At 55.9% G+C, this 23,448-nt stretch carries 27 protein-coding genes and 4 pseudogenes; 15 read left to right on the forward strand and 16 right to left on the reverse strand.

Annotation, left to right across the window (positions count from 1 at the left end; translation table 11 throughout):
- The first annotated feature begins 22 nt into the window (after positions 1–22).
- The 3 genes from pstB to phoB are packed head-to-tail and all read left to right on the forward strand — an operon-like array spanning position 23 to position 2,290.
- Positions 23–832 carry a phosphate ABC transporter ATP-binding protein PstB gene (pstB, locus tag N8E88_RS05290; protein ID WP_410010543.1) on the forward strand — a complete coding sequence of 270 codons (810 nt, stop codon included), beginning with the start codon at positions 23–25 and terminating at the stop codon, positions 830–832.
- A 23-nt stretch (positions 833–855) separates the two neighbouring features.
- The gene (gene phoU / locus N8E88_RS05295; RefSeq protein ID WP_262291469.1) at positions 856–1,587 is read left to right on the forward strand and encodes a phosphate signaling complex protein PhoU; all 732 of its coding nucleotides are present in this window, start codon (positions 856–858) and stop codon (positions 1,585–1,587) included.
- 16 nt (positions 1,588–1,603) lie between these two features.
- Positions 1,604–2,290, forward strand: a complete 687-nt coding sequence (phoB, locus tag N8E88_RS05300; protein WP_262291470.1) for a phosphate regulon transcriptional regulator PhoB — start codon at positions 1,604–1,606, stop codon at positions 2,288–2,290.
- 136 nt (positions 2,291–2,426) lie between these two features.
- On the opposite strand, the gene arsK is transcribed toward phoB, so the two are convergent.
- The gene (arsK, locus tag N8E88_RS05305) at positions 2,427–3,653 is read right to left on the reverse strand and encodes an arsenite efflux MFS transporter ArsK (protein WP_262291471.1); all 1,227 of its coding nucleotides are present in this window, start codon (positions 3,651–3,653) and stop codon (positions 2,427–2,429) included.
- A 5-nt stretch (positions 3,654–3,658) separates the two neighbouring features.
- A complete protein-coding gene (locus N8E88_RS05310; protein ID WP_262291472.1) occupies positions 3,659–3,988 on the reverse strand; it encodes an ArsR/SmtB family transcription factor in 330 nt (109 codons plus the stop codon).
- Positions 3,989–4,034: 46 nt separating this feature from the next.
- On the opposite strand from N8E88_RS05310, the gene N8E88_RS05315 reads away from it, so the two are divergent.
- Positions 4,035–4,559 carry a DUF6428 family protein gene (locus tag N8E88_RS05315; RefSeq protein ID WP_262291473.1) on the forward strand — a complete coding sequence of 175 codons (525 nt, stop codon included), beginning with the start codon at positions 4,035–4,037 and terminating at the stop codon, positions 4,557–4,559.
- A 38-nt stretch (positions 4,560–4,597) separates the two neighbouring features.
- On the opposite strand, the gene N8E88_RS05320 is transcribed toward N8E88_RS05315, so the two are convergent.
- Positions 4,598–5,350, reverse strand: coding sequence for a sulfite exporter TauE/SafE family protein (locus tag N8E88_RS05320; RefSeq protein WP_262291474.1), 753 nt, complete (start codon positions 5,348–5,350; stop codon positions 4,598–4,600).
- Positions 5,351–5,544: 194 nt separating this feature from the next.
- Entirely contained in the window at positions 5,545–6,078 is a 534-nt protein-coding gene (locus N8E88_RS05325) for a hypothetical protein (RefSeq protein WP_262291475.1), read from the reverse strand.
- Positions 6,079–6,363: 285 nt separating this feature from the next.
- Between N8E88_RS05325 and N8E88_RS05330 the strand changes: the two genes are divergently transcribed.
- From N8E88_RS05330 to arsH, 6 genes and pseudogenes are all read left to right on the forward strand, one after another.
- Positions 6,364–6,720 carry an ArsR/SmtB family transcription factor gene (locus tag N8E88_RS05330; RefSeq protein WP_262291581.1) on the forward strand — a complete coding sequence of 119 codons (357 nt, stop codon included), beginning with the start codon at positions 6,364–6,366 and terminating at the stop codon, positions 6,718–6,720.
- Positions 6,713–7,210 (forward strand): annotated as a pseudogene (locus N8E88_RS05335) (arsenate reductase ArsC); the annotation flags it as partial. The gene N8E88_RS05330 and the pseudogene N8E88_RS05335, both read left to right, overlap by 8 nt.
- A 45-nt stretch (positions 7,211–7,255) precedes the next feature.
- Positions 7,256–7,645, forward strand: a pseudogene (gene arsN2, locus N8E88_RS05340) (arsenic resistance N-acetyltransferase ArsN2); the annotation flags it as partial.
- A 116-nt stretch (positions 7,646–7,761) separates the two neighbouring features.
- Entirely contained in the window at positions 7,762–8,463 is a 702-nt protein-coding gene (locus N8E88_RS05345; RefSeq protein WP_315975213.1) for an aquaporin, read from the forward strand.
- The gene (arsC, locus tag N8E88_RS05350) at positions 8,460–8,888 is read left to right on the forward strand and encodes an arsenate reductase (glutaredoxin) (RefSeq protein WP_262291477.1); all 429 of its coding nucleotides are present in this window, start codon (positions 8,460–8,462) and stop codon (positions 8,886–8,888) included. The genes N8E88_RS05345 and arsC overlap by 4 nt, the downstream gene beginning before the upstream one ends.
- Position 8,889: 1 nt before the next feature.
- Complete coding sequence (gene arsH / locus N8E88_RS05355) at positions 8,890–9,591, forward strand: arsenical resistance protein ArsH (RefSeq protein ID WP_410010551.1); 702 nt, start codon at positions 8,890–8,892, stop codon at positions 9,589–9,591.
- 41 nt (positions 9,592–9,632) lie between these two features.
- On the opposite strand, the gene moaA is transcribed toward arsH, so the two are convergent.
- The 5 genes from moaA to phnC all read right to left on the reverse strand — a co-directional run bounded on the left by moaA (position 9,633) and on the right by phnC (position 14,498).
- Complete coding sequence (gene moaA, locus N8E88_RS05360; protein WP_262291584.1) at positions 9,633–10,622, reverse strand: GTP 3',8-cyclase MoaA; 990 nt, start codon at positions 10,620–10,622, stop codon at positions 9,633–9,635.
- A 172-nt stretch (positions 10,623–10,794) separates the two neighbouring features.
- Complete coding sequence (phnE, locus tag N8E88_RS05365) at positions 10,795–11,637, reverse strand: phosphonate ABC transporter, permease protein PhnE (RefSeq protein ID WP_262291478.1); 843 nt, start codon at positions 11,635–11,637, stop codon at positions 10,795–10,797.
- 44 nt (positions 11,638–11,681) lie between these two features.
- Positions 11,682–12,632, reverse strand: a complete 951-nt coding sequence (phnE, locus tag N8E88_RS05370; protein WP_262291479.1) for a phosphonate ABC transporter, permease protein PhnE — start codon at positions 12,630–12,632, stop codon at positions 11,682–11,684.
- Between the two features lie 63 nt (positions 12,633–12,695).
- A complete protein-coding gene (phnD, locus tag N8E88_RS05375) occupies positions 12,696–13,625 on the reverse strand; it encodes a phosphonate ABC transporter substrate-binding protein (RefSeq protein WP_262291480.1) in 930 nt (309 codons plus the stop codon).
- 63 nt (positions 13,626–13,688) lie between these two features.
- A complete protein-coding gene (gene phnC / locus N8E88_RS05380) occupies positions 13,689–14,498 on the reverse strand; it encodes a phosphonate ABC transporter ATP-binding protein (RefSeq protein WP_262291481.1) in 810 nt (269 codons plus the stop codon).
- 539 nt (positions 14,499–15,037) lie between these two features.
- Between phnC and N8E88_RS05385 the strand changes: the two genes are divergently transcribed.
- Together N8E88_RS05385 and N8E88_RS05390 are read left to right on the forward strand one after the other, a co-directional pair.
- Complete coding sequence (locus N8E88_RS05385; protein WP_262291482.1) at positions 15,038–15,487, forward strand: DUF932 domain-containing protein; 450 nt, start codon at positions 15,038–15,040, stop codon at positions 15,485–15,487.
- A 149-nt stretch (positions 15,488–15,636) separates the two neighbouring features.
- On the forward strand, positions 15,637–15,891 hold the full coding sequence (locus N8E88_RS05390) for a hypothetical protein (protein ID WP_262291483.1): 255 nt from the start codon (positions 15,637–15,639) through the stop codon (positions 15,889–15,891).
- 316 nt (positions 15,892–16,207) lie between these two features.
- Here the strand turns inward: N8E88_RS05390 and N8E88_RS05395 are convergent, their stop codons facing one another.
- The 5 genes from N8E88_RS05395 to N8E88_RS05415 all read right to left on the reverse strand — a co-directional run bounded on the left by N8E88_RS05395 (position 16,208) and on the right by N8E88_RS05415 (position 19,922).
- On the reverse strand, positions 16,208–16,417 hold the full coding sequence (locus N8E88_RS05395; RefSeq protein ID WP_262291484.1) for a cold-shock protein: 210 nt from the start codon (positions 16,415–16,417) through the stop codon (positions 16,208–16,210).
- Between the two features lie 88 nt (positions 16,418–16,505).
- Positions 16,506–17,132 carry a hypothetical protein gene (locus tag N8E88_RS05400; protein ID WP_262291485.1) on the reverse strand — a complete coding sequence of 209 codons (627 nt, stop codon included), beginning with the start codon at positions 17,130–17,132 and terminating at the stop codon, positions 16,506–16,508.
- Complete coding sequence (locus N8E88_RS05405) at positions 17,129–17,482, reverse strand: type II toxin-antitoxin system prevent-host-death family antitoxin (RefSeq protein WP_262291486.1); 354 nt, start codon at positions 17,480–17,482, stop codon at positions 17,129–17,131. Before N8E88_RS05405 ends, N8E88_RS05400 begins: the two co-directional genes overlap by 4 nt.
- A gap of 1,146 nt (positions 17,483–18,628) precedes the next feature.
- Positions 18,629–19,198, reverse strand: coding sequence for a hypothetical protein (locus N8E88_RS05410; protein ID WP_262291487.1), 570 nt, complete (start codon positions 19,196–19,198; stop codon positions 18,629–18,631).
- Positions 19,199–19,394: 196 nt separating this feature from the next.
- Positions 19,395–19,922, reverse strand: coding sequence for a GNAT family N-acetyltransferase (locus tag N8E88_RS05415; protein WP_262291488.1), 528 nt, complete (start codon positions 19,920–19,922; stop codon positions 19,395–19,397).
- Between the two features lie 66 nt (positions 19,923–19,988).
- Here N8E88_RS05415 and N8E88_RS05420 point away from each other — a divergent pair.
- From N8E88_RS05420 to N8E88_RS05430, 3 genes and pseudogenes are all read left to right on the forward strand, one after another.
- Positions 19,989–20,078: pseudogene (locus N8E88_RS05420) on the forward strand (helix-turn-helix domain-containing protein); the annotation flags it as partial.
- Positions 20,075–20,797, forward strand: a complete 723-nt coding sequence (locus N8E88_RS05425; RefSeq protein WP_262291489.1) for a glutathione S-transferase family protein — start codon at positions 20,075–20,077, stop codon at positions 20,795–20,797. The pseudogene N8E88_RS05420 and the gene N8E88_RS05425, both read left to right, overlap by 4 nt.
- A gap of 92 nt (positions 20,798–20,889) precedes the next feature.
- Positions 20,890–21,335: pseudogene (locus N8E88_RS05430) on the forward strand (exonuclease); the annotation flags it as partial.
- Here the strand turns inward: N8E88_RS05430 and N8E88_RS05435 are convergent.
- A complete protein-coding gene (locus N8E88_RS05435; protein WP_262291490.1) occupies positions 21,332–22,111 on the reverse strand; it encodes a class I SAM-dependent methyltransferase in 780 nt (259 codons plus the stop codon). The pseudogene N8E88_RS05430 and the gene N8E88_RS05435 overlap by 4 nt on opposite strands.
- Before the next feature lie 215 nt (positions 22,112–22,326).
- On the reverse strand, positions 22,327–23,340 hold the full coding sequence (locus N8E88_RS05440) for a GlxA family transcriptional regulator (protein ID WP_262291491.1): 1,014 nt from the start codon (positions 23,338–23,340) through the stop codon (positions 22,327–22,329).
- Positions 23,341–23,448: the final 108 nt, after the last annotated feature.

The following is a 23,448-nucleotide window of genomic DNA, read 5'->3' on the forward strand; positions in this document are numbered from 1 at the left end:
ATGAGGTATAAGGAATATGAATATGCTCTCTGAAGTCGATGTGGAAAAGAAATTGCACGGCGCTCCTGATCAAACCAAGGCAAAAATGAAGGGCGACAACGTCTCGGTCTTCTACGGTGCGAAGCAGGCGCTGTTCGGGGTCAGCCTCGATGTGCCCGAGAAGATGGTAACTGCGTTGATCGGTCCGTCCGGTTGCGGCAAGTCCACCTTCCTGCGTTGCCTCAACCGGATGAACGACACCATTTCCATATGCCGTGTCACCGGCAACATCACGCTCGACAACCGTGACATCTACGATCCCAAGATCGACGTCGTCCAACTGCGCGCGCGTATCGGGATGGTGTTCCAGAAGCCCAATCCCTTCCCGAAGTCGATTTTCGAGAACGTGGCTTATGGCCCGCGTATTCATGGTTTGGTGAAGGACAAACACCATCTGGATGAGATCGTGGAAAAAAGCCTCCAGAGAGCAGGGCTCTTCTCCGAGGTGAAAGACCGTTTGCATGAGTCCGGTACGGGTCTTTCCGGCGGCCAGCAGCAACGGCTGTGCATTGCGCGCGCCATTGCCGTCAGCCCGGAAGTCATCCTGATGGATGAGCCGTGCTCGGCGCTCGATCCCATTGCCACCGCCAAGGTGGAGGAGCTGATCGACGAATTGCGCGAGAACTATACGATCGTCATCGTGACGCACTCGATGCAGCAGGCGGCACGCGTATCGCAGCGCACAGCCATGTTCCATCTTGGCAACATTGTTGAAGTAGGTGATACGGAAATGATGTTCACCAGCCCGACGGAAAAGCGCACGCAAGACTACATCACCGGACGCTTCGGTTGATCGTAGGGAACGAGGAACAGAACATGCCCGACCAGACAGCACAGCACACCGTCCGTTCCTACGACGATGAATTGAAATTCCTGACGCATAAGATTGCCGAGATGGGCGGACACGCGGAACGTATGGTCGAGCAGGCCGTCGCTGCGATGGTCAATTCGGATAATGCCTTGGCACAGCGGGTGATCTCGGACGACTTGATCCTCGATGCCGGTCAACGCGAGATCGACGAAAAGGCGATAACCATCATCGGCAAGCGCCAGCCCATGGCGATCGACCTGCGTGAAGTCATCGGCACGATCCGCATATCATCGGATCTGGAACGCATCGGCGACCTCGGCAAGAACATTGCCAAGCGGGTGGTTGCGGTCACCGACACAAGGCAGACGCTTTCGGTCTATCGCGGATTGCAGACGATTGCCGAACTGGCCTTGACGCAGCTCAAGGACGTTCTCGACGCCTACGCCACACGTTCGGTCGCGCAGGTCAATATCGTCCGCGAGCGCGACGATGAGATCGATGCACTCTATACGTCATTGTTCCGCGAACTCCTGACCTACATGATGGAAGATCCGCGCAATATCTCGGCCTGCACGCATTTACTTTTCTGTGCAAAGAATATCGAACGTATCGGCGACCATGCGACGAACATAGCAGAGACAGTTTATTATATTGTGACGGGAACGCAGCTTCCGGCAGAACGCCCGAAGGAAGACCAATCCCATACGATCGTGGTGGATGAACCTCTCGCATCCTAGTTTTCAAAGGTAGAAAATGGCTATAGCTCCCAAAATCACCGTTGTGGAAGACGAGGAAGCCCTAAGCGTCCTCCTCAGGTACAATCTTGAAGCTGAAGGCTATGCAGTCGAGACTATCGCACGCGGCGACGAAGCAGAGATAGCTTTGCGGGAGAAGGTGCCGGATCTGTTGATCCTGGACTGGATGCTGCCAGGCCTTTCCGGTATCGAATTGTGCCGGCGGCTTAGAGCCAGACGCGAAACCGAAATCCTGCCGATCATCATGCTGACGGCACGCGGCGAGGAAAGCGAACGGGTGCGTGGCCTTGCGACCGGCGCGGACGATTACATGGTCAAGCCGTTCTCTACGCCGGAGCTGCTTGCACGCATCAAATCCATGCTGCGCCGGGTCAATCCGAGCCTTCTGGCTCATGTGCTGAGCTTTGGCGACCTCAAGCTCGACCGCGAACAACACCGCGTCTACCGCAAGGAACGCGAACTTAAACTTGGTCCGACGGAATTCCGCCTCCTGGAATTCCTGATGCAGTCTCCCGGTCGTGTCTTTTCGCGCGGTCAACTGCTCGACAATGTCTGGGGCGCCGACATCTATGTGGATGACCGCACCGTCGACGTACATGTCGGGCGCTTGCGCAAGGCCATCAATATTGGCCGCTCCATTGATCCCATCCGTACAGTGCGCGGCGCAGGATACTCATTCGGCTAGGACCAATCCAAAGACCGCGTCCGCCAGGCCGTCGCGCAATACAGCAGACGGGCTATGCAGTCGTCACCGAACGAACCGATCGTTTTTGCGAAGCACGCTGCCGGGGGAGGGACGATCGAATAGCTCGGTCGGAGGGCTATGATGGTTCGCGTACCAAAACTCGCTGCATAGGGCGGCCGATCAACGCAAAGGATACCAGCCCAACAAAGCCGAGAGCGGCAAAGATCACCAATGTGGCGACCGTGCCAACGTGTTGCATCATGAATGCAAAGGCAAACGGAGCGGCAGCAGACGACACCAACCGCGCCGAGGTGACCTTACCCATGCGCCTTCCGTAACCGTTGCTGCCAAACAGGGCAAGGGGCAACGTGCCTTGCACGATGCTTGAAAGTCCAACGCCCAAGCCGAACAGGATCGCAAATCCCACCGCCCCGACCATCCATGTGCCGTTCCAAAGCAACACGGCGATCGACACCGGAACCAACAAGCTCGAAATCAGTGCCAGGCCAAGCGGTTGGATCCGGTTCCCGGTCAACATGCTGAGCAGTCGGCTTGTGACCTGAGCGGGCCCGAAGAGAGTTCCGACAAGAACGCTCACGCTTCCAAGTCCAAGAGCGCCAAGCATCGGCAGCATGTGGATCAGGATGGCAGCGTCGATGAAACTGATCAGTGCAATACCGGACACCATCAAGACGAAGGCCGATCGAGTTCGCCCGGCAGGAACACTTCCAACGACGAAATGGCTTGCAGCGGTTGCTTGTTCTGCCGAGGAACTCGAATTTCCAGACATTCGTGACAGCCAAAAATGTACCGGCAAGCAGACAAACAGATGGGCAGTGGCGAAGACAAAGTAGACTTCCTGCCAGGTCATGTTTTGATGGAGCGCCGACGTCAGCGGCCAGAAAATGGTTGAAGCGAACCCCGCGATCAGCGTCAGGTGGGTTATGCTTCGCTGTGCCGTCTTTGGATTGATCTGTACAAGCAGGGCGAAAGCAGCGTTATAGAGGACGAACGTCGATGCCAGTTCGACGGCCATCAGCCCTATCCCAAACGTGAATGGGGTAGGAGCGAGCGCACATGCTGCGAGAGTTACGGCGGCGGCGATTGAGCCGAGGGCCATCACCCTACCGGCTCCATACCTGTCGATCCAGCCTCCTGCGATCGGAGCAGCCAGCCCTCCAGCAAGGAGCGAGATCGAGAATGCTGCGAATACCCATTCTGACGACCACCCCACATCTTTTGCCATGGAGTCGGCAAGAGCGCTGAAGCTATAGTACAGCGTGCCATAGCCGATTATTTGGGTCAGGCCGAGCGCGGCGACGGCGAGGCGACTGTCGGTGGCAGAGATTGTTGATGTCGTCACTTGTTCTACGCCTCGCAGGTTTCGGCGCAGGTATCGACCGTTGGATCGCAGCGTCCCTGACAGCAGTCCTTCATAAGGAACTCGATCAAGCCGGAGAGGGCGGGATAGACGGCGCTGTAAATGATCGAACGTGCTTCACGACGGGACTGGATCAATCCGGCGCGTTCGAGATGGCTGAGGTGGAAGGAAATCTTCGACGACGAGGCTCCCATCGCTTCGCCGACTGCACCGGCTGGCATGCCGTCAGGTCCGGCCATGACAAGCAGACGGACGATGCGGAGCCGGGTTTCCTGGGAGAGCGACGCAAATGCATCGAGGGCTTGCAATTCGTTCATAATTACCTCAATATCTCAAAAGATGTTGAAATGAGGATAGACCACCATGGACGCCATGACCAGCCCATCTGTTGCTAATTTTTACGACGACGGTTCTCTTGGAGTTGTGCTTGCCGAACTGGAGCCGCACGCTGACAAATCCCTTGTCATCGAATACGGCGGGCGCTCCATCCAATCCGGCTACCACGTCACGGAAGTCAAGGCAGGGTCCTTTGTCACGCTCGACTGCGGCGGCAATCCCGACCAATGGCACGAAACGATTCTCCAGGTTGAAGACATTCCCTCGCAGGACGGTCGTGATTTCATGAAGGTTGAAAAATTTCGCAAGATTCTCGCCCAAGTAGCAACCAAGATCGAGCTTGAAGCTGAGGCCCGGTTAACCTTTGAGGTCGGCGTGCCGGGTACCCCGATGCAGGTGTTCGACGTACACGCGCTCGAGATCGACGGGGAACGTGCTCTCTTGCGCCTTGCTCCACGTCCTGCCATCTGCAAGCCGAGGCATCGGGCAGCGCAGGTTGCCAACGCGGTCTCCTATTGTGCCTCACCGGCAAAACCTGGATGTTGTGCTTGAGGAACATGCTGTCCACCAAGGACGGTCCGACAAGATCGTTAGGCATGCTGCCAAACCTTGTAGGCTGAGATGACCAAAATTACCGCAAGCGCAGGAAGTAGGAGAGCCTCCGGAACGACGCCGAGCAATTGACCGCCAATAAACGTTCCGACAATGGATCCTGCGGCCATGATAAGGACGAACGTTTTGTTTTTGCCTAAGACGGTGAAACTCTGGTCTCGACTGTACCGGGTGAATCCCACAAGCATGGTCGGCAAGCTCACGGCGAGGGATAGGCTTCCAGCCAGTTTTATGTCCGCGCCAAATAGCAGTACCAAAGTTGGGATGAGAAGCTCGCCACCTGCTACCCCCAATAGTGCCGCTACTATGCCGATGATGAAGCCACCTATGATCCCTGCGACAAGGAGGTACCCATCAGTCAACGCTGGACCATCTGAGACTGCACCATGACCAAGCACCAACACGGCCGCAATTGCGACGAGCATTAAGGCAATTACACGGTAGCCCGCGCCGAACCAGGCTCCGAGCAGGCTTCCCGCGAGGAGATTGAAGACAATCGGCCATTGTGCGGCGACATCTGTTATAGGGACGGACGTGGCCCGGAACGGCAGCGCCGTCGCAACGACGACCAAGCTCATCGCCTTGTTGAGGATCACCGCTTCCAGAGCGCTAAACCGAAACATTCCGATCAGTAGCGGCAAGCGGAACTCCGCTCCACCAAGGCCGATAAGGCCCCCAAGCGCACCAATCAAGGCCCCTCCACCCGAGGCAGCACTCTTACTCTGTTCCATTTTCGCACCCTCGATTGGATCTCGAAATCTGCTCCAGCCAAAATGTTGCAAACTTTCAGGAGGGCACTACTCCGGGTCACCCAAGGCAGGTTACTGACGTGCAGGGGGTCAGCGCTGAAATAATGCGCACATCTGGGTCGAAGACAAGAGGTGAATTCTTCGAGGACTGAGAGAATTTAGTTGGTGCCGCACTCCTACGGATCCCTCAGCGGTTCGGGCTCTCCGTTCCGCCTGAACATGCGGCATCCGTCGCCCACTGCAGCTTCGTAAAGCGAATCACCGGGTTTGATGTTTGCCCACGTCGAGTAGACTTTGCCCACGGTGATATAGATCTCGCGACGTGCATCGGCGTGGGCAAACCGATCTACATAACGATCCGCCAAAGCCATGCAGTTGCGGAAATACGAGGGAGTGCCCATGACGCGGTTTTCAGACAGATGCGGATCCAGTACGCCGAGGATAAGTTCGGCGCAAACCTCGATCAGTGCTCCGGCGTAGGGGAGTTCCGGTATGAAGATTTCATGCTTGGCCGTAGCAAATCCCCGGGCATGGTTATTCGCCGGAATACATTTGACGAAGGGCCTGGGAACGCCGGCGTCGTCGAATATTCGGTGCGCGAGATCCTTGGCTCTCGTAAACGACATTTGGTTGTGAACAAGGCCGCGTCGGCTGCGCCATACCTCTTCGAGGCGCGCAGCGGGATCTTCCATCTCCTGCGGAGTTGCCACCAGCGATGCTGACTCCCGGAGTGTCTGCTCGTTGCAACCTTCATCTGAAGTGAAACCTCTTCCCATATATCGAGATTTACCGATGGAAATGCTTGGTGTCAATGCCCACGCAGTCAGCGGCAGTTGTTGATGCGCCAATCAGACAACGGATGCTGCGACTGTTCACAGTGATCAACCGGAATTGTCCGGTGTAGTTTCAAGACCGCCGAGCCTTATTCCTACAAATTGATCGGATCGAAGAGAGAACCGTTGACAGAATTCCGAAACATCGATAAATCCCGATATATGGACAAAAACGAGACAATAGAAGCCTTTTCGGCACTTGCGCAACCGACGCGAATGGACGCGTTCAAACTCATCGTCATGCACGAACCCGACGGTATCGCCGCAGGTGAGGTGTCCCGGATACTCGACGTTCCGCAGAACACGATGTCAACCCATCTCGCGATCATGACAAGGGCCGGGCTGATCTCTTCTGAGCGACAAAGCCGTTCCATCATCTATCGCGCCAATTTCGAAAACCTGCGCGAGGCGATCAATTTCCTCCTGAAGGATTGCTGCGCTGGCCATCCCGACATCTGTGCACCTCTCATTGCCGACATCGTCCCTTGCTGTCCTCCCAAGGAGAATTTCAATGTCTGACCGCGTCTACAACGTCCTCTTTCTTTGCACCGGGAATTCAGCCCGGTCTATTCTGGCTGAATCCATCCTCAATGCCGAAGGTAAGGGTCGCTTCCAGGCATTTTCCGCAGGAAGTCAGCCGAAAGGTGAGGTTAATCCTCTCGCGCTTAAAGTCCTTGCGGCGCTGGGATACCCCACGGAAGGATTCCGCTCCAAGAGCTGGGACGAGTTTGCGGTTGAAGGCGCACCCCAGATGGATTTCATCTTTACCGTCTGTGACAGCGCGGCAGGAGAAGCGTGCCCGATTTGGCCTGGCCATCCCATGACGGCTCATTGGGGTATCGAAGACCCCGCAGCCGTCGAGGGCGCGGACATCGAAAAGGAAAGGGCGTTCTCGCTGGCCGCCCGCTACATGAAGAACAGGATCATGGCATTCCTCAACCTTCGCCATGATGCCGTGGACCAACTGTGGTTGACCACAAAGCTCCAGGCGATCGGCCGACGTGAGGGACTGGAACCCGAGGAAATCGACAATGTCGATAGCGGACTTGAATCGGCTTTGCGGTCTGCCGATCTTCCAACGGAGGATCTCGGTCAGTCGAGCGGCAAGTTCTTCCGTTTTTCAGACCGCGAAGGCAAACCCGTCGGATACGGCGGCGTCGAGTTCTACGGAAAGGATGCGCTCCTGCGCTCGATCGCAGTGCCGGCCGAGGCGCAAAAGCACGGACACGGCAGCGCCATCACACGGCTGTTGCTCCGCTATGCCGACATTCAGGGTGCGGAGGCAGGATATCTTCTGACGACCGACGCTGCCCCGTTCTTCGGCAAGCTGGGCTTTCGCCCGGTCGAGCGGACGGCCGTACCGGATGCGATCCTGTCTACACCACAAGCATCGGGCCTTTGCCCGTCGACGGCGTCAATCTTGACGCGTTCGGTTTCCATCTAAGGAAAAACCATGTCCGTTTTGGAACATTATCTCGGGCTCGGCGGAGCCAGCGTCGTCGGTATCGCACTCGGCTCCGCCGAAATTAGCTGCAATCTACCGAAGGTGGGTCAATGGCCGTGACACCGGATCTGGCCCGTCGCCTCGCGGCAGAAGCGCTCGGCACGGCGATGCTCGTGGCCACCGTCGTCGGTTCCGGGATCATGGCCGACCGACTGACCAACGATGTGGCGCTTGCCCTGCTCGGGAATACCATCCCCACTGGCGCGATCCTGGTGGTACTGATCACCATTCTGGGACCAATTTCAGGCGCACACTTCAATCCGGCAGTGACGATGGTCTTCGCACTTCGCAGGGAGATCGAGGCGAATGCAGCGCTCTTCTACATCGTGGCGCAGATCGCGGGCGGCATAGCCGGATCGCTCATAGCCCACGCGATGTTCGAGCTTCCAATCATCGAACTTTCGGCGACAGTTCGCACCGGGACGGGACAGTGGATTGCGGAAGCGGTAGCGGCCTTCGGTCTCGTCTTTACTATCCTGGCCGGCCTTCGCTTTCGGCCGGATGCAATTCCCTGGCTGGTCGGGCTCTACATTACCGCCGCCTACTGGTTCACCGCCTCGACATCGTTTGCCAATCCAGCCGTCGCGATCGCGCGAGCGTTGTCGAACACCTTCGCAGGCATCCGTCCCGCCGACTTACCCGGCTTTATCATCGCCGAGGTCCTCGGCGCATTGCTGGCAATGGCGCTGGCCAGTTGGATGCTGTCGGAACAGAATCCCGCGCCCCAAGCACTTAGCAAACTGAAAGGTGCTGAATGACCATGAACGTTACCATCTACCACAATCCGTCGTGCGGCACGTCACGCAACACGCTGGCGCTGATCCGCAATGCCGGCATCGAGCCGACAATCATCGAATACCTGAAAACGCCCCCGAGCCGTCAGGAGCTGAAGGACCTGATCCAGAAAGCCGGGCTGACAGTTCGCGAAGCCATTCGCGAAAAAGGCACGCCTTACGCCGAACTCGGCCTGGATAACCCGTCATTGACCGACGAAGAGTTGCTGGACGCCATGGAGACACATCCAATCCTCATCAACCGTCCCTTTGTCGTCACCGAAAAAGGCGTCCGTTTAAGCCGGCCTTCGGAGCTGGTTCTCGATATTCTGCCTGCACCGCAACAAGGAGCGTTCGCCAAGGAAGACGGTGAGCTCGTCATCGACGCCAAAGGAAAGCGTGTTGTCTGATCTGCCCAATGCAATCCCCGATGCGCTGGAGGTGCCGGAACATTCGAAGCTTTCCGGACCACGTTCCACGCATCGTCCGCGTATCCTTCTGCTCTACGGCTCGTTGCGGAAAGTCTCCTATAGCCGGCTGCTGACCCTAGAGGCGGCGCGGCTGCTGGAGCATTTCGGGGCGGAGGCTCGCATCTACGATCCATCCGGGTTGCCGCTTCCGGACGACGCACCGATTGACCATTCCAAGGTGCAGGAACTGCGCGAGCTTTCTCTGTGGTCAGAGGGCCAAGTCTGGACCAGTCCCGAACGCCATGGGGCGATGACTGGCGTCATGAAGTCCCAAATCGATTGGATACCGCTCGCGATGGGTTCGATCCGGCCCACACAGGGGCGTACGCTTGCCGTCATGCAGGTGTCTGGCGGTTCGCAATCCTTCAACGCGGTGAACCAGATGCGGGTGCTCGGGCGCTGGATGCGTATGATCACCATCCCGAACCAGTCCTCGGTGGCGAAAGCCTATCAGGAATTCGACGAGCACGGACGTATGAGACCTTCGGCTTATTACGACCGGGTCGTTGACGTGATGGAGGAGTTGGTCAAGTTCACCTTGCTGACGCGGGATGTCTCCGGTTATCTCACCGACAGGTACAGTGAACGCAAAGAGAGTGCAGCGGAACTGGAGAAACGCGTCAATCTCAAAAGTGCCGTTTAAGCAAGAAGTTCAACGTCTTAGACGCGATCATTTGAAACTGTTTAACCGCCTGTGACGCTCATGTGGCGGGAGACGGCAGGGCGATTGTGACGGCGGTCGATGATGAAATCATGACCCTTCGGCTTGCGGCCAATTGCTTCGTCAATGGCATTATTCAGAAGTTCGTTCCCTTCTGACGCGCGCAATGGTTCACGCAGGTCAGCCGCGTCTTCCTGACCGAGGCACATATAAAGCGTACCGGTGCAAGTCAGACGTACCCGGTTGCAACTCTCGCAGAAGTTATGCGTCATCGGTGTGATGAAGCCGACACGCCCGCCGGTTTCCTCGATCTCGACATAGCGGGCAGGACCGCCGGTCTTGTAAGCGATGTCGATCAAGGTGAACTCTTCGCTGAGTTTGGCCCGCAGCAGCGACAGCGGCAGGTACTGGTCTGTACGATCGAGATCAATCTCACCCATTGGCATGGTTTCGATCAGCGTCAGATCCATACCGCGTCTATGAGCCCAGCGAATCATCTCTGGAATCTCCTGATCGTTGAAGCCCTTAAGGGCGACTGCGTTCAGCTTGACCTTGATGCCGGCATCTTGCGCAGCATCGATGCCTTCCATAACCCGGTTGAAGTCACCCCAGCGGGTAATGGCGCGGAATTTATCAGGATCAAGCGTATCGAGCGATACGTTGATACGCTTGACGCCATGACCGGCCAATTCAGGCGCAAAGCGTGCGAGCTGCGAGCCATTCGTGGTGAGTGTCAACTCTTCGAGCGCACCGGACTGCAGATGACGCGAAAGCTCGCCGATCAAATGTATGATATTCTTGCGGACCAGCGGCTCGCCGCCGGTAAGACGCAGTTTTTTCACGCCCTTCTCGATGAATGCAGTGCAAAGCCGATCCAACTCCTCAAGCGTGAGCAGATCCTTCTTCGGCAGGAATGTCATATGTTCCGACATGCAATAGGTGCAGCGGAAGTCGCAACGATCCGTCACCGATACGCGCAAATAGCTGATCGTTCGCCCGTAAGGGTCGATCATGGGGGCCTGATGGATCAAGCCGCCAACCAGTATCGTGGGGACCAAGATTTTCCTCCGTGGCAATGAGAATGCGCCACACAGATTGACGCGTCAATGGCTGTGCCAGCAGTGTTTTGGCGAGAATTTAATGAGAAGCGCGTCCTTAAATCAGCCTGCATGGCGCTGGAGAATGTCAGCCGTTTGGACCACCAATAAACCGGTACCGCACGAACTTCGAGACGTAGTCGATGATGCTCACGGTGACGATGATGAGCACGACAATGTATGCGACCTCGTCATAGCGGAGAACATTCCACCGTGAAATCAACTCAAAACCGATACCTCCGGCACCGACCAGCCCAAGGATGGCAGCAGAACGGGTGTTCGACTCGAAGAAGTAGAGCGCCTGGGAAATGAGCACTGGAAGGACTTGAGGCAGCATTCCCCACCGCTGAACCAGGAGCGGCCCCGCGCCCGTTGACCGCACGCCTTCGATTGGCTGTCGTTCGGCGTTTTCCAAGGCTTCGGAGAAAAGCTTTGCGAGTGTTCCGGTGTCGCTGATGAAGATCGCCAGAATCCCGGCCATCGGCCCAAGCCCCACGGCGGAAATGAAGATGAGTGCCCAAATGACTTGGTCGACGCCGCGCGCGACGTCGAACAGACGCTTGCCGGCAAACCGCACCAGAAAGACGGGCATAACGTTGCGTGCGGTCATGAAGGCGAGGGGAACCGCGACAAGCGTTGCCAGCGTCGTGCCCAACAACGCCATGGCAACCGTTTCCAATATCGAAGACAGGATTGCCGTGTGATCCCACTCCGCAAACTTGGACCAGTCGAAAAAATGGGAAATAAGTGCGCCGGCCCGCGGATCGGGTTGGGCAAGCCGGAGCGGGGTCAGGTCAAAATGCACGTGCAACCAGATGATGATGCCGACGAACAGTGCCCAAGCGCAGTAAATTCCCACTCGTTCGGGCATCGTTTTGGCGAAGGCGCGAGGATATTGCTGCCGCATCGAGTTGACGTCTTCGCTTGTCATGGCTTGGAGTCGGATCGTGGGATTTGAGACCATGGAATGCGACCCTAGTGCTGCATTTGCGTGGTGATGAAACGGTGCCGGATTTGTCCTGAGATCACATCGATGAGCATCACGAGGGCAACGACAAGGATGATGACTGCACTAACGTCCTCGTACTGGTTGAAATTGATGACCTTCTTTATCTCCGCCCCGATACCACCTGCGCCAACGACGCCGATGATGGCCGAGGATCGTATATTGATCTCGAAACGGAGCAGCGCATAACTGATGAAACCGGGAAGAACCTGTGGCACGACGGCGTAGCGGAGCATTTTGGGCCAATCAGCGCCAACAGCTCGCATGCCCTCGACGGGACGCATGCTGATGTTCTCGTTGAGTTCGGAAAAGAGCTTACCGAGTGCCCCTGCCGTATGAAGCCCCATGGCGAGGATGCCGGCGATGGGCCCGATGCCGTAGCAAAAGACAAAGAACAGCGCGAATACGAGATCGGGTATCGAGCGCAGCACCTCCATGAGACGACGCGCGATCCATACAATGAAGGGATTGTCGACCAGATTGCGGGATGCAAAAAAGCTGAACGCGAAGGCAATGGTGAAGCCCATCAGGGTCGCCAGAACCGCCATCAGCAGCGTTTCCACAATCAGTGAAACGAACGTTTTTATGTTAAAAAACCAGTAGGCGAGGGACTGTTTGGTATCGGCGTCTCCGAAGAAGTGGGACAACGATACGATCGGAATGCGTTCTGAAGATCCGCTGGCCGCTGCAGTCGTGAACAGCTTCGTTATGTATAAACCCAATGCAGGAAATCCAGCAACCAGGTCCGGGAGGCTGAAGTCTGTCAACCAGACTGAGCAGACAAAAAGAAACGCGAAAATGGCGATGTAGACGGTGGTGATCCGTCGCTTGGCCCGCCGATGTTCTTCAATCCTCGCCATCAACAACGGGAGGGGATCTGCTTCTCTGCCTGCTCCGGTGTGCGGCAATGTCATAGCCATGAAAATTTCCTTGGGAATTGGCTCTGCCCGGGCGGCGCGTGGCCGCCCAGGCAGAGCCCGTGCTTAGGACTTGCGTCCGCCGGTTGCTTCGGCTTCACGGAGTTTGATAATGTCTGAGAACAGGTCCATGCTGCCACGGACGTAACCTTTGCCAGTGCCACGTTCGACTTGCTTGTAGATGTCGGGATGTTCAGTCGGCAACGCCATCATGATTTCCAGAAGCTTCGCCTTCAGATCGTCGGGAAGGTTCGTGCGGATTGCGGTCGGACCGTTGGGGATCTTGCCCGACTGCCAAATAATATTGATGTCGGACATCTTGAGCAGGCCCTTATCGACCATGCTTCGTAGATTTCCTCGCGTATAACCTTCTGATTTCTCGCCTTGGCCGGAGACCCAAGTGACGGCACCATCATATTGCTTCTGCAAGACCGCTATCACGCCCTGTTCGTGGCCGCCGGAGAAACCCGTCCGCGAGAAATAGGTCTGAGGATCGATTCCCTCGGCCTTGAGCGAGGCGTTGGGAATGAGATATCCCGAAGCCGAGTTGGGATCGGCGAAGGCAAGAGATTTGCCCTTCATCTTCTCGACGCTGTCTATGCCGGAACCGGCTCCCGTCACCATGACGGAGTAATAATAGGTTGAGCCGTCCGCCTCTTGGGGTACGACAAGAGGTTCGATGCATTTGCAATCGAGCCATGCGCCGGCGAAAGCCGAAGGTCCAAGGCCGGCCATTTCCACCTGATTGGCACCCATTGCCTGCATGATGCCACCGTAGTCGGTTGCCGGATAAAGCTTGACAGGAATGCCCAGCTCGGCTTCCAGCAGCGATCTGAATTTCTCGTTCCGGGTCATCAGATCCTGAGCGTTTTCACCGCCGATGAGACCGACGCGGAATTCTTTGACCGTGTCCTTGTAGTCTGCCCAGGCAGCGCCACCCGATGCCACCGCGCCCAAAATTATGGCTGCAGTCGTTAGAAATAGTTTCCTGATCATTGGTTCTCTCCTGTTGTGTTCTGATGGAATTCTCTGTTCTGGGCCGTGAGACTCCAGACGTTTTCAAACGGTCGCTGGATAGGTGCTTTTTTGCGGAACACGAATGATATCGGGGGCGGTCGGATCGTCCGTCTCCACGCCCTCGGAACCGTATATCCGCTGGACCATCACGTCGGTGAGTTCGTCGGGACAGCCGTCGAACACAACCTTGCCCTTGGCCATTCCGACGATCCGGTCGCAATAGTTCTTTGCTGTCGCGAGGGTGTGCAGATTGCAAAACACCGTGATCCCGTCCTGACGATTGATTTGGCGCAGCGCATCCATGACGACCTTTGCGTTATGCGGGTCGAGGGAGGCGATCGGTTCGTCGGCCAGCATGATTTCAGGCTCTTGCATCAGAGCGCGAGCAATCGCGACGCGTTGTTGTTGGCCGCCCGAAAGAGTGGCGGCTTTCTGCGAGGCGGCTTTCGTCATTCCCAAACGGTCAAGGGCGCGGATAGCCAGAGCTCGCTCTGGAGGACTGAAGGCCTTGAAAATCGCGCGGCCCAGAGAAACGTCATTCAGTCGGCCGGTCAGAACATTGGTGATGACATCCAGGCGGTCGATGAGATTGAACTGTTGGAAGATCATGGCACAGCGCCCGCGCCAGGCCCGCAGTTCCGCACCCTTCAATCCGGTGACATCCTGGCCTTCGAAAACAATGCGTCCACTCGTTGGATCAACCATGCGGTTAATCATCCGCAACAAGGTGGATTTGCCTGCCCCGGATCGCCCGATCACGCCAACCATCTGACCTGGAGGGACCTCTAAGGACACGGTCCCTATCGAGACGTCTTGGCTGAATTTCCGGATGACGTCCTCAAGTATAAGCACCGCTCGTCCCATATATCGAGAATTACAGATGCTTAAGTAAGATGGGGATGTGACAGGGGGATGACGGAGATGTTGCGCGGACCGTGAAACTGCGGGCTATGGCACGCTTGATGATCAAACGTACTCCCGAAGTGATCGGCAAGCCGCTGCGCGACCGCGCTCTATTCGCTGCGCTCACGGAGCCCGAAGAAGTCTCCGCCCATCCGGGTTTCGATCACTCTTGCAGGGCCGGGTTTGGTCTTGAGCATCGCCGTCATAACCACTGTCCTCTCGATCCTGAGTATCATATGGCGCGGCTGCGCCGCCCTTTGCTTACATCAGAAGAGGGGCCGAGAAGGCCAGCCTTCTACTCCCCCACAAGCACATTCCCGGCGGCCGTGGCTCGCTCGCTGTGCTCTCTGCGCCCGCACCACCCGCGCGAGAATCTGCTTGTCCCCCTCTACTTCCGGTCTGGCTTGCGACGCCGCAGGAGCAGGAGCAGGGCTCCTGCCCGATCGGGCAAGAGCAGACCGCTTCGCGGAAAACATGGAGAGATTGTTATGACCGTCTACACCCACACAGCGCGCTTTGACACAGGCCGCGCCCTGACAGAAGATGAGATGCGCAGGGCCGCGCCGTCGATCTTTGCAAAGGCTGCGCATGTAAGCCGTTCCGAACGTTTCCAGCCCATCCCGACAATCGAAGTCCTGCGGGGCCTGATGGCCGAGGGTTTTATGCCGGTCGGGGCAAAACAGTCCGGCACCCGCGATGCTGGCAAGGCCGATTTCACCAAGCACCTTATCCGCCTGCGCCGTGTTGATGATGGCAAGGTTTACAATGTTGGCGATACCGTCTGCGAAATCCTCCTGAAGAACGCCAATGACGGCACCTCAGCCTATGACCTGATGGCGGGTCTGTTCCGCATCCGCTGTCTGAATTCATTGGTGGCGCAGACCGGCACGATTGACAGCGTCAAGGTCCGTGTCGCTTTGCTCTTAAAGGCGAGATGAGGAATTCAACAAAATCAAAGGCGTTCCTTTGTCTCTGAATCTGATATTTTGCCTCTAAATTCGAGATTTTTGCCCCTAATTGAGACAGGGTTCACAGGGGCGTGCAGCTGGCTGCTATGGATAGGGAAGGGGACCAGGCCGGGGGGCGATTGGCCCAGAAGCGTCAGCTGCTCAAAGCGGCGTTGTTTGCCACTGGTATCGGTGACTTCGCCAGAGTCGCCTTGCTCCGGACTTATCAAAAGGACGACCGCTTGCTTGTAACCGTCGACCGGATCGGTCGCCAGATTGAGAACCGACGCCATGCCTCGACATCAAATACCATCGAACGAACCTGGTTGTCATCTCGCATTCAAGGGCAAAGAATGGAGTTTGTCGACGCCAAACGCGACAAATCTCGGAATTAAAGGCAAAGCGACAGCCGGGATATGATCTGCGGCCACGCTCTGGTGGAGGCTATGATTACGGAATGCTGCCGCCGCGTCTATTCGAGCAGCTACGCCGCGGAATTCTCCAATTGCAACACAGCCGCAAGGGTCAAATCATATCGCGCGACGACTAAAACGCATGGATTAGCAAAGTCTTTTGACAATTGCTCTTTTAAAATCAATAGTTTAGTTCCATAACGTGCAGTATGCCGCAATCGGGCCCGTCGAAAAGTGGGCCCCCGCTATACCTACTTGGTTCCCTGGAGATGGTGGGTTTCGGTGGCGCCTGTAGCCGTCAGACAGCACTCAATTGATCAGCTGACGATTTGCCAGATCTTTTGTCTTGTACCAGTTCGTATTTGATCTTCTGACCGTCATTTAGGCTTCGCATGCCGGCGCGTTCAACGGCCGAGATGTGGACGAATACATCGCCACTTCCATCATCCGGTTGAATGAAACCAAAACCTTTGGTTGCGTTGAACCATTTTACTGTACCTGTGGCCATTGTCTGCCCTCCCCCGGTTTGAAAATCGTATGGTTATCTGTCAGAGCGTTCGATATCAAGTGATGAGGTAACCAGCTTCAACCAGATTTCATGGGCTGTTGCGAATGTATACCGGGTCTTCGTCTTCGCCAGGATCAGCCGTATTTCCAGTCGCCATCAAGATAGATGTCCACGCCGTCTCAGCTTGAGCAATCCCGAAATCTTCCAGCAGCCACTCGATGAAGGTCTGAGTGCCCATCATATTAATGTCAGCGCGGACAGCTCGAATGGCATCCCGGGCATCTCTGTCGTCAACAAGCACCACGATTGCTTCACCACTTTGAAGAGCTGCTTTGATGGTCTGCACGCCTTGCAGAAGACTTGCTTCGCCTCTGTCTTTCCAGGTTGGGCGAAGTCTCTCTGGGCTGCCAGCGAGTTCCCAAAGTTCCATTTCTTGGCGATATCGTTCGCCCTCTGCGGTCGCAAGAACGGTCAGGCGATTGCGATTAGATTCTATCCAGCTCGCAATATAATTTCTTGTCGCGCGTCTCTGATCGCGGCCTTCGCCAGGCTCACGCGTGGCCTCTTCTAAAACCAGATCGGTAATCCATACATCGCAGCCTGGCTCAAAAAACCAGTCGAGAGCCTCGATAGCTCCAAGAAGCGACAGCGGTGTGTTGTCCATGATCAGGAATTTTGGGGACCTAGTATCTTCAGGATCCGGCTTATCGATCATTTCGCTCTCAACTTAGGAAAGCGTGCCCGCACAGCCGCCAACTCCTGATTTACGGCCTCCTTGGTTTTCCCAGACAAAGCGTCTTCAGCCATCTTTCGGGCGACCGCTTTAAAATCAGACACGTCATAGCCAAGGGGGTCTGCTAAATGACGAACGGTCACAGCGCGTTTAATATTTAAATCGTTGGGAACCTTTTCGCCCGCCGCTTCTTTGAGGCGACGAAATTCCTCGACGGATAGTAGGATATTCCGGGGTTTTCCGTGGGATGTGATAACGACAGCGTCTCTCGCCGCTGCCCGTTGGACATCGCCAATTTGCTTTTGAAGCTCTATCGAGGAGAATGTGAGCATAATCGCCTCCTTTTAAAAATATATATTATATGTATTTTTACGAGCTTGTAAACGACCAGTTGTCACCCGGTCTTGAAGCCTCTACCGATACCTTTTGGATGCAGCACGATCGCCCGTTTCAGTACGAAAACACACGCTTGATCGCTCCGTGAATTCGAGATCGTCAGTTGCGATCAATTTCTTGCGGTGCAGATGACAAAGCACCATCCTCATTGCGCGATCGGATGCGCGTAGATTTTCCGCCAATTCGGCGATAGCGACGGAATTGCCCGAGTTGGCGGACGGTATGTTTCGCAGGACTTGCAGTTCCTGTGGTGTTGCTGTTTTTGTCATCGTGGATCTGTCTTTGGTCAAACGGTTTCTGGCCCCTAAGATCAGGGAACTTCAAGGTTTTCTGTAGCCTTATGAGTGAGAAGTGCCTGGAAAAGCAAGCACATGAGTCGCGAGTCAGCGAAAAGTCTGAAAACGAAACAGCTGGTTCTTGTTGTAGATTGTTTTTGCCGTTCAAGCAGTGAGCCGGAGGCATGGAGAATCTACTCATTAGCTTCTGTCGCTTTGCTCTTAAAGGCGAGATGAGGAATTCAACAAAATCAAAGGCGTTCCTTTGTCTCTAAATCTGATATTTTGCCTTTAAATTCGAGATTTTGCCCCTAAACTTGAGACAGGGTTCACAGGGACGTGCGGCTGGCTGCTATGGATGGGGAAGGGGACCACGCCGGGGCGATTGGTCCAGAAGTGTCCGCTGCTCAAAGCGGCGTTGTTTGCCACTGGTATAGATGACTTCGCCAGAGTCGCCTTGCTCCGGACTTATCAAAAGGACGACCGCTTGCTTGAACCGTCGACCGGATCGGTCGCCAGATCGAGAACTGACGTCACGCCTCGACATCAAATACCATCGAACGAACCTGGTCGTCATCTCGCATTTAAGAGCAAAGAATGGCGTTTTGTCGACGCCAAACGCGACAAATCTCGGAATTAAAGGCAAAGCGACAACAGGAAAACGGTAACCATGGACCGGTTTGATGAGGAGACAGCCTATCCGTGGTCTAGCCGCGGCTCGGAAGCCTTACAAGGCTTCTAGGTTCGTGGATATGGATCCTAAAGACCTGCCAGCGCCACCCAGACGTGTTTCCGCAAGGCGAGGTTCTAACTGCCAATAGACAGCGATTTCACCTGCCAGGTTCCCTCGAGTGGATGAAATTCGATCGTGCCGGACCAAGGCGTCCTGATCATTGCGCCAAAGCCATTCTGGCTATCCACAACAGCTTTGATGCGATACAAACAATCACCTATCGGCTGTGTTCGGGATTCCAGAACAGGATAAGTAGCGCTCGATGGCGAGGCAAGACGCTTTGTCACCTCACTCTGTGCCATCACGAATGCCATACCAGAGTTATCCTTGGCGCAAGCTGTCTTTCTCGCTTGGGCAGCCTGGGCTACAACTCTGGCTGCATCTGACCGAGCAATCTCGGAGAGCTGTTCGGGTGTCTTATTCATGCGGTCGATCAAGCCTATGGCAATCACTGTGATGACACCAACGTAGCCAACACCGCAAATAGTTCGCACAACTGACCAACTCTTCTTCTTATCGTCCGGCCACGAATGCTTCTTTTTGCGCACCGTGTCGCCAGGCTGAGTCTCGCTGATAGCCGGGAATGGTCTCGAAAATGCGTCGGTTCTGGTTCTTTTGCCGAATGAAGTTTCTGGTCCTGCCATAGTAATTCTCCACCTTCGGGGATGACTATAGCTGGTGTGCCTAAATCTTCAGATAAACTAGCCAATACAAATTTAGCGATATAGCCAAGAGTCTAAGGCAAGGCTAAAACGGCACATGTAGCAAAAAAATTCGTTGCTTTGGCAGGGACCCGAAGTGCGAGGATCGCCGCCGTGCTATCATCTATCGATCTCGCCATCAATGATCTCTTGTGATCTCGTAAACGACATGCCGGGACAAGGGATGAGAGGTTGGCAGATTAGGGTGATCGAATTCCCCGATGCGTTTCATACCCAGCCGTTCCATGAGGCCCCATGAGGCTTTGTTAGCAGGCGTTGTGAAGCTGACCACGCGCGATAAACCGACCGAGCCGAATGCGAAATCCAGTGCGCGTTCCGCTGCCTCCAGAGCTAGTCCTTTACCCTGCCACGGAGTGGAAAGCCGCCATCCAATCTCAACCGCTGGCGTGAAAAACGCGTCCCATGTTATATGGGCAAGGCCGCATAAACCGATCAACTTCCCGCTTTCCCGTTCCTCTAGCGCCCAGAACCCCCAACCGTGCTCGGCGAATTGGGTGTCAATTTTGTCAAGCATCCGATCCGAACCTTGGCGGTCCAACGGAACCAGGTGGCGCTGCACATCGGGTTCGCAGTTGATCGCATAGAAAGATTCGCGATCTTTCTGATGCCACTGACGCAAGCGGAGACGTGGTGTTATGAGTTCCATGCCTAATATTGGAAAAGTATGCAGTCATGGTCAAGCGCAGGCATTGACGACCGCGACGAAGCAACAACTCCGGCTGAAGCCGCCCGACAGCTTGGGCTTGGGCGCTCCACCGTCTATCGGGAAATGCGCCGGCTGGGCATCAGCCGCCCAACTTGAGCGTCCTGCAAATCCAGCAAGACGTCGTTGGCAACTCAGTACAGACTGAAACAGGTAAGATGCGGTTTTCGGAGGAATTGATGCACTACACACTTCATGCTGCGCCAGGCTCTTGCTCTTTTGCACCTCACATCGTCATGGAGGAGATTGGAAGGCCCTATTCGCTGGCGTTGATGTCGCCAGGCCATCCCGAAGCCAAGACCGATGAATTTCACCGCTTAAACCCGAAAGGGCGAATCCCTGTTCTCATTGCTGAAAATTTCACTCTCACTGAAGCGCCGGCAATCTTATTTCACCTGGGCCTGACGAATCCAGACGCGCGGCTCCTGGGAGCGGATGCAGAAAACATCATCCGTTCCATCGAATGGTTTAACTGGCTATCGAGTGCGGTTCACGCGGTCGCCGTCCGAATGATCTGGCGCGCCGACTTTTTCTTACCGGATCAATCGATGTACGAGCCTTTGGTTCATAAAGGAAAGGAGCACTTGGCTTCCGCGTTTGCACTTATAGAATCCAAGTTGACGGAGCGAGATTGGGCCGTAGGAGAGTCATATTCAATCGTTGATCCGTATTTGCTCGTATTCTACAGGTGGGGAAATCGTATGGCCGTTGACATGCGAAATACCTATCCCGCTTGGACCTCTCATGCACGTCGGTTGGAGGAGCGGGGGGCTGTGCAACGAGCCTTAACGCAAGAGGGAATATCCCTCTGGGAGTAGCTGTCGCGTTGCCGAATCCAAAAATTCGCAAGACTATCGATCCTACACGGTCGTGCTTGAATGTCTGGTAGCGTTGTTTAGCGGGAAACCAACGCTACGGCCTCTACTTCACCAAGCTGACGGGCATCACCGAGGGCAACATAGATGCGAGGGCGTAGCGCTGCAGGATGGCCTCGCCGCATTGGACAGCTTCTCGGATGGTGCGCGGTTTTGGTCTTGGGGCAAGGACGAACTAAACATGATCGCTATCAGTTGCTATGTAGCAGGACTACAGCCGCCAATTCCCGCCCAGCGGTTTGACAACGCTGTCAAGCTTCTTGTCGCAGCGGGGATCCCAATAGAAGATTTAGCGAAGACGCCTAGCAACAAGCTGGCCGACTACTACGGTGTCGAACATCCTCCATTGCAGGGGCATGATGCTCTCGATGACGCGCTATCAATATCGTACACGTTGCGACATCTAATGAAGGCGGGGAAACTTCGGCCCGAAGTTTTCGATCTACCGCAAATGGCGCCAATTGCGGACATTGCACGCTAGCCCGTGACCTGTCCCGCCACGAGAACAGCCTGATCCCAGATGATCGTGCCGCCGACAGCGCGATGTTCATCCTCGATCCGTTGTGCGAGAGTATCGGGTTGAATCTCTTCCGCCGAGGCAACACGATGTTCGATTAAGCGTGGCAGCATGATGCGCATGAGGGTCGGGAGGAAGGAAGGTTCACCGGGTTGGATCAGAACGCCTTCGTTGCTTGCCTGAGCGATCGAAAGCCCCTGTGAGCGCATCTGTTCAACGAGGCGCAGACCAAGTGTCACATCGCCGCCCTCGGCCGCAACCGTGTCCCACATCCAGTCGTAAAGACGTTGATGCAGAGGAAGGGCTGCAAGACCGAAGGGAAGACTGGCGCGCGCGTGTTCCTGAAAGGCCAGTATCGCCCCAGGCTTCGCAAGTCCTACCAGCCGAGCGAGCGTGGCGGAAGCGTCTGGGAGATACATCAGAACACGGCGTCCGACGATCACATCGAAGCGACCGAGATCGCGCAGATCAGCCGCCAGATCGCCCACGTGATAAGTGATCGGCGCCGCATCCGGTTCACAGCCTACGGCACGTGCCAGTGCCAGCGCCGCTTCGCTACTGTCAACTGCAACAACTTCGCCCTGCGGCCCGGCCAGCCTCGCGACGAACCGGCTAAGGTCACCGTTCCCACAGCCGATATCGAGAACGCGCGATCCCGTTCGGATGCCAACGCTCTCAAAAAATCGAGGGCTTGCTGAATTGGCCGGATTGGCCGGCGCTCGACCGACTGATTGTAACATTGTTACATCGTAAGGGAGGAGTGCTCTTCCGACAAGAGGTACAGGCAGCCAATCCGCACGATCGTCTCATGGCCCACCAAGGGCCATCGTACCGTGCGCAAGGCTTCTGAGTTAACGATTAGCTTAGTCTGCTTGGGGCGGCACAGTAGACTAAATACGGCGGCTTTTGAACGTCACCTCTGTCAAATCTATCACGTGCTCTCCGCGCGCGGTCACTAAGTGGGGTTTGATCCCTGACCCGCCGGCTTCGCTCGGGCCGCCGATTGCGCGTGCGTTTCTCGATACAGCCTTGGGGACACGCCGAAGCGGCGTTCGAAGGCCTTTGCGAACCTAGAACTGGGAAGTCCGACGCGCAACGCGGTCAGCTTGATCGCCAGACCCTGCGAGAGCAGCAAGCGTGCGGCGTCCAGCCGAATGGACTCGATCAGGCGCGCCGGTGTCTCGTCCATCACCTCGGTGAATTTTCTGAAGAAGCTACGTTCGCTGAGACCCGTCCTCGCCGCTAGGGTGGGTACGTCCAGCTTCTGCTCCAGGTTCAGGTGCACCCAGTCCATCATGTCGCCAAAAGGATGCTCTGCGGTTCGCTGGGCTCGCAGCAGTGGACTGAATTGTGATTGGTTGCCCGGTCGGCGGACATACAGCACGAGCCGCTTCGCCACGTCATTGGCGATAGCTTTGCATGTGTCGTTGGCAACCATGGCAAGCGCCATGTCGATCCCTGTCGATACGCCGGCAGAGGTCCATACGTTGCCGTCCTCGACGAAGATCGCGTTCTCGTCGACCTCGACCTTTGGATATGCTGCAGCCAGTGGTCGACATGCACTCCAATGCGACGCGACGCGGCGACCGTCGATCAACTGAAGCTCGGCAAGCACGAAGGTTCCTGCGCAAATGGAACCGTATCGGTTCGATTTCTCGGCCCAGCGCGGTGCTCGTTCGCGGACGATAGGGTCTTTGAGGACTTCTCGCAGTGGCTCTTCTTCTGCCCCCGCAACAAGGAAGGTGTGCAGCTTTCGGGGAGGAACCTTTGAAAGCGGTTTCGTATCCACACTGACGCCGCTGCTGCTGCGAACCGCGCCTCCTGTCGACGACACTACCGAAATCTCGTAAGCAGGATCCTTTTGCCTCTGCACAAGCACGAAATTTGCCGTGCCGAACACAGACGCAGGTCCGCTGGCGTCCAATAGCTCGAATCCCGGATAAACCAGTATGGCAACCTCAATCAGCATTGGCAGAAAATCGCACGATTTTGGCATTTACGCCATAGCGATTACTCCATAGTATAGCTGAGACGGTGCGACCTCGTGAGTCCGGCGCAGAACGGACGAAAAGCAGAG

This window comes from Phyllobacterium zundukense, from assembly GCF_025452195.1.
Lineage (GTDB): Bacteria > Pseudomonadota > Alphaproteobacteria > Rhizobiales > Rhizobiaceae > Phyllobacterium > Phyllobacterium zundukense_A.

Excerpts from the sequence above, each read along its gene's own strand:
- arsC (WP_262291477.1), top strand. The coding sequence starts at position 8,460 with ATGACCATGAACGTTACCATCTACCACAATCCGTCGTGCGGCACGTCA.
- phnD (WP_262291480.1), bottom strand. The coding sequence starts at position 13,625 with ATGATCAGGAAACTATTTCTAACGACTGCAGCCATAATTTTGGGCGCG.
- N8E88_RS05330 (WP_262291581.1), top strand. The coding sequence starts at position 6,364 with ATGGACAAAAACGAGACAATAGAAGCCTTTTCGGCACTTGCGCAACCG.
- N8E88_RS05395 (WP_262291484.1), bottom strand. The coding sequence starts at position 16,417 with ATGGCCACAGGTACAGTAAAATGGTTCAACGCAACCAAAGGTTTTGGT.
- pstB (WP_410010543.1), top strand. The coding sequence starts at position 23 with ATGCTCTCTGAAGTCGATGTGGAAAAGAAATTGCACGGCGCTCCTGAT.
- moaA (WP_262291584.1), bottom strand. The coding sequence starts at position 10,622 with ATGATCGACCCTTACGGGCGAACGATCAGCTATTTGCGCGTATCGGTG.
- phnE (WP_262291478.1), bottom strand. The coding sequence starts at position 11,637 with ATGACAAGCGAAGACGTCAACTCGATGCGGCAGCAATATCCTCGCGCC.
- N8E88_RS05400 (WP_262291485.1), bottom strand. The coding sequence starts at position 17,132 with ATGATCGATAAGCCGGATCCTGAAGATACTAGGTCCCCAAAATTCCTG.
- N8E88_RS05320 (WP_262291474.1), bottom strand. The coding sequence starts at position 5,350 with ATGGAACAGAGTAAGAGTGCTGCCTCGGGTGGAGGGGCCTTGATTGGT.
- N8E88_RS05435 (WP_262291490.1), bottom strand. The coding sequence starts at position 22,111 with ATGTTACAATCAGTCGGTCGAGCGCCGGCCAATCCGGCCAATTCAGCA.
- phoB (WP_262291470.1), top strand. The coding sequence starts at position 1,604 with ATGGCTATAGCTCCCAAAATCACCGTTGTGGAAGACGAGGAAGCCCTA.
- N8E88_RS05310 (WP_262291472.1), bottom strand. The coding sequence starts at position 3,988 with ATGAACGAATTGCAAGCCCTCGATGCATTTGCGTCGCTCTCCCAGGAA.
- N8E88_RS05405 (WP_262291486.1), bottom strand. The coding sequence starts at position 17,482 with ATGCTCACATTCTCCTCGATAGAGCTTCAAAAGCAAATTGGCGATGTC.
- N8E88_RS05440 (WP_262291491.1), bottom strand. The coding sequence starts at position 23,340 with ATGCTGATTGAGGTTGCCATACTGGTTTATCCGGGATTCGAGCTATTG.
- phoU (WP_262291469.1), top strand. The coding sequence starts at position 856 with ATGCCCGACCAGACAGCACAGCACACCGTCCGTTCCTACGACGATGAA.
- phnE (WP_262291479.1), bottom strand. The coding sequence starts at position 12,632 with ATGGCTATGACATTGCCGCACACCGGAGCAGGCAGAGAAGCAGATCCC.
- N8E88_RS05385 (WP_262291482.1), top strand. The coding sequence starts at position 15,038 with ATGACCGTCTACACCCACACAGCGCGCTTTGACACAGGCCGCGCCCTG.
- N8E88_RS05410 (WP_262291487.1), bottom strand. The coding sequence starts at position 19,198 with ATGGCAGGACCAGAAACTTCATTCGGCAAAAGAACCAGAACCGACGCA.
- N8E88_RS05315 (WP_262291473.1), top strand. The coding sequence starts at position 4,035 with ATGGACGCCATGACCAGCCCATCTGTTGCTAATTTTTACGACGACGGT.
- N8E88_RS05415 (WP_262291488.1), bottom strand. The coding sequence starts at position 19,922 with ATGGAACTCATAACACCACGTCTCCGCTTGCGTCAGTGGCATCAGAAA.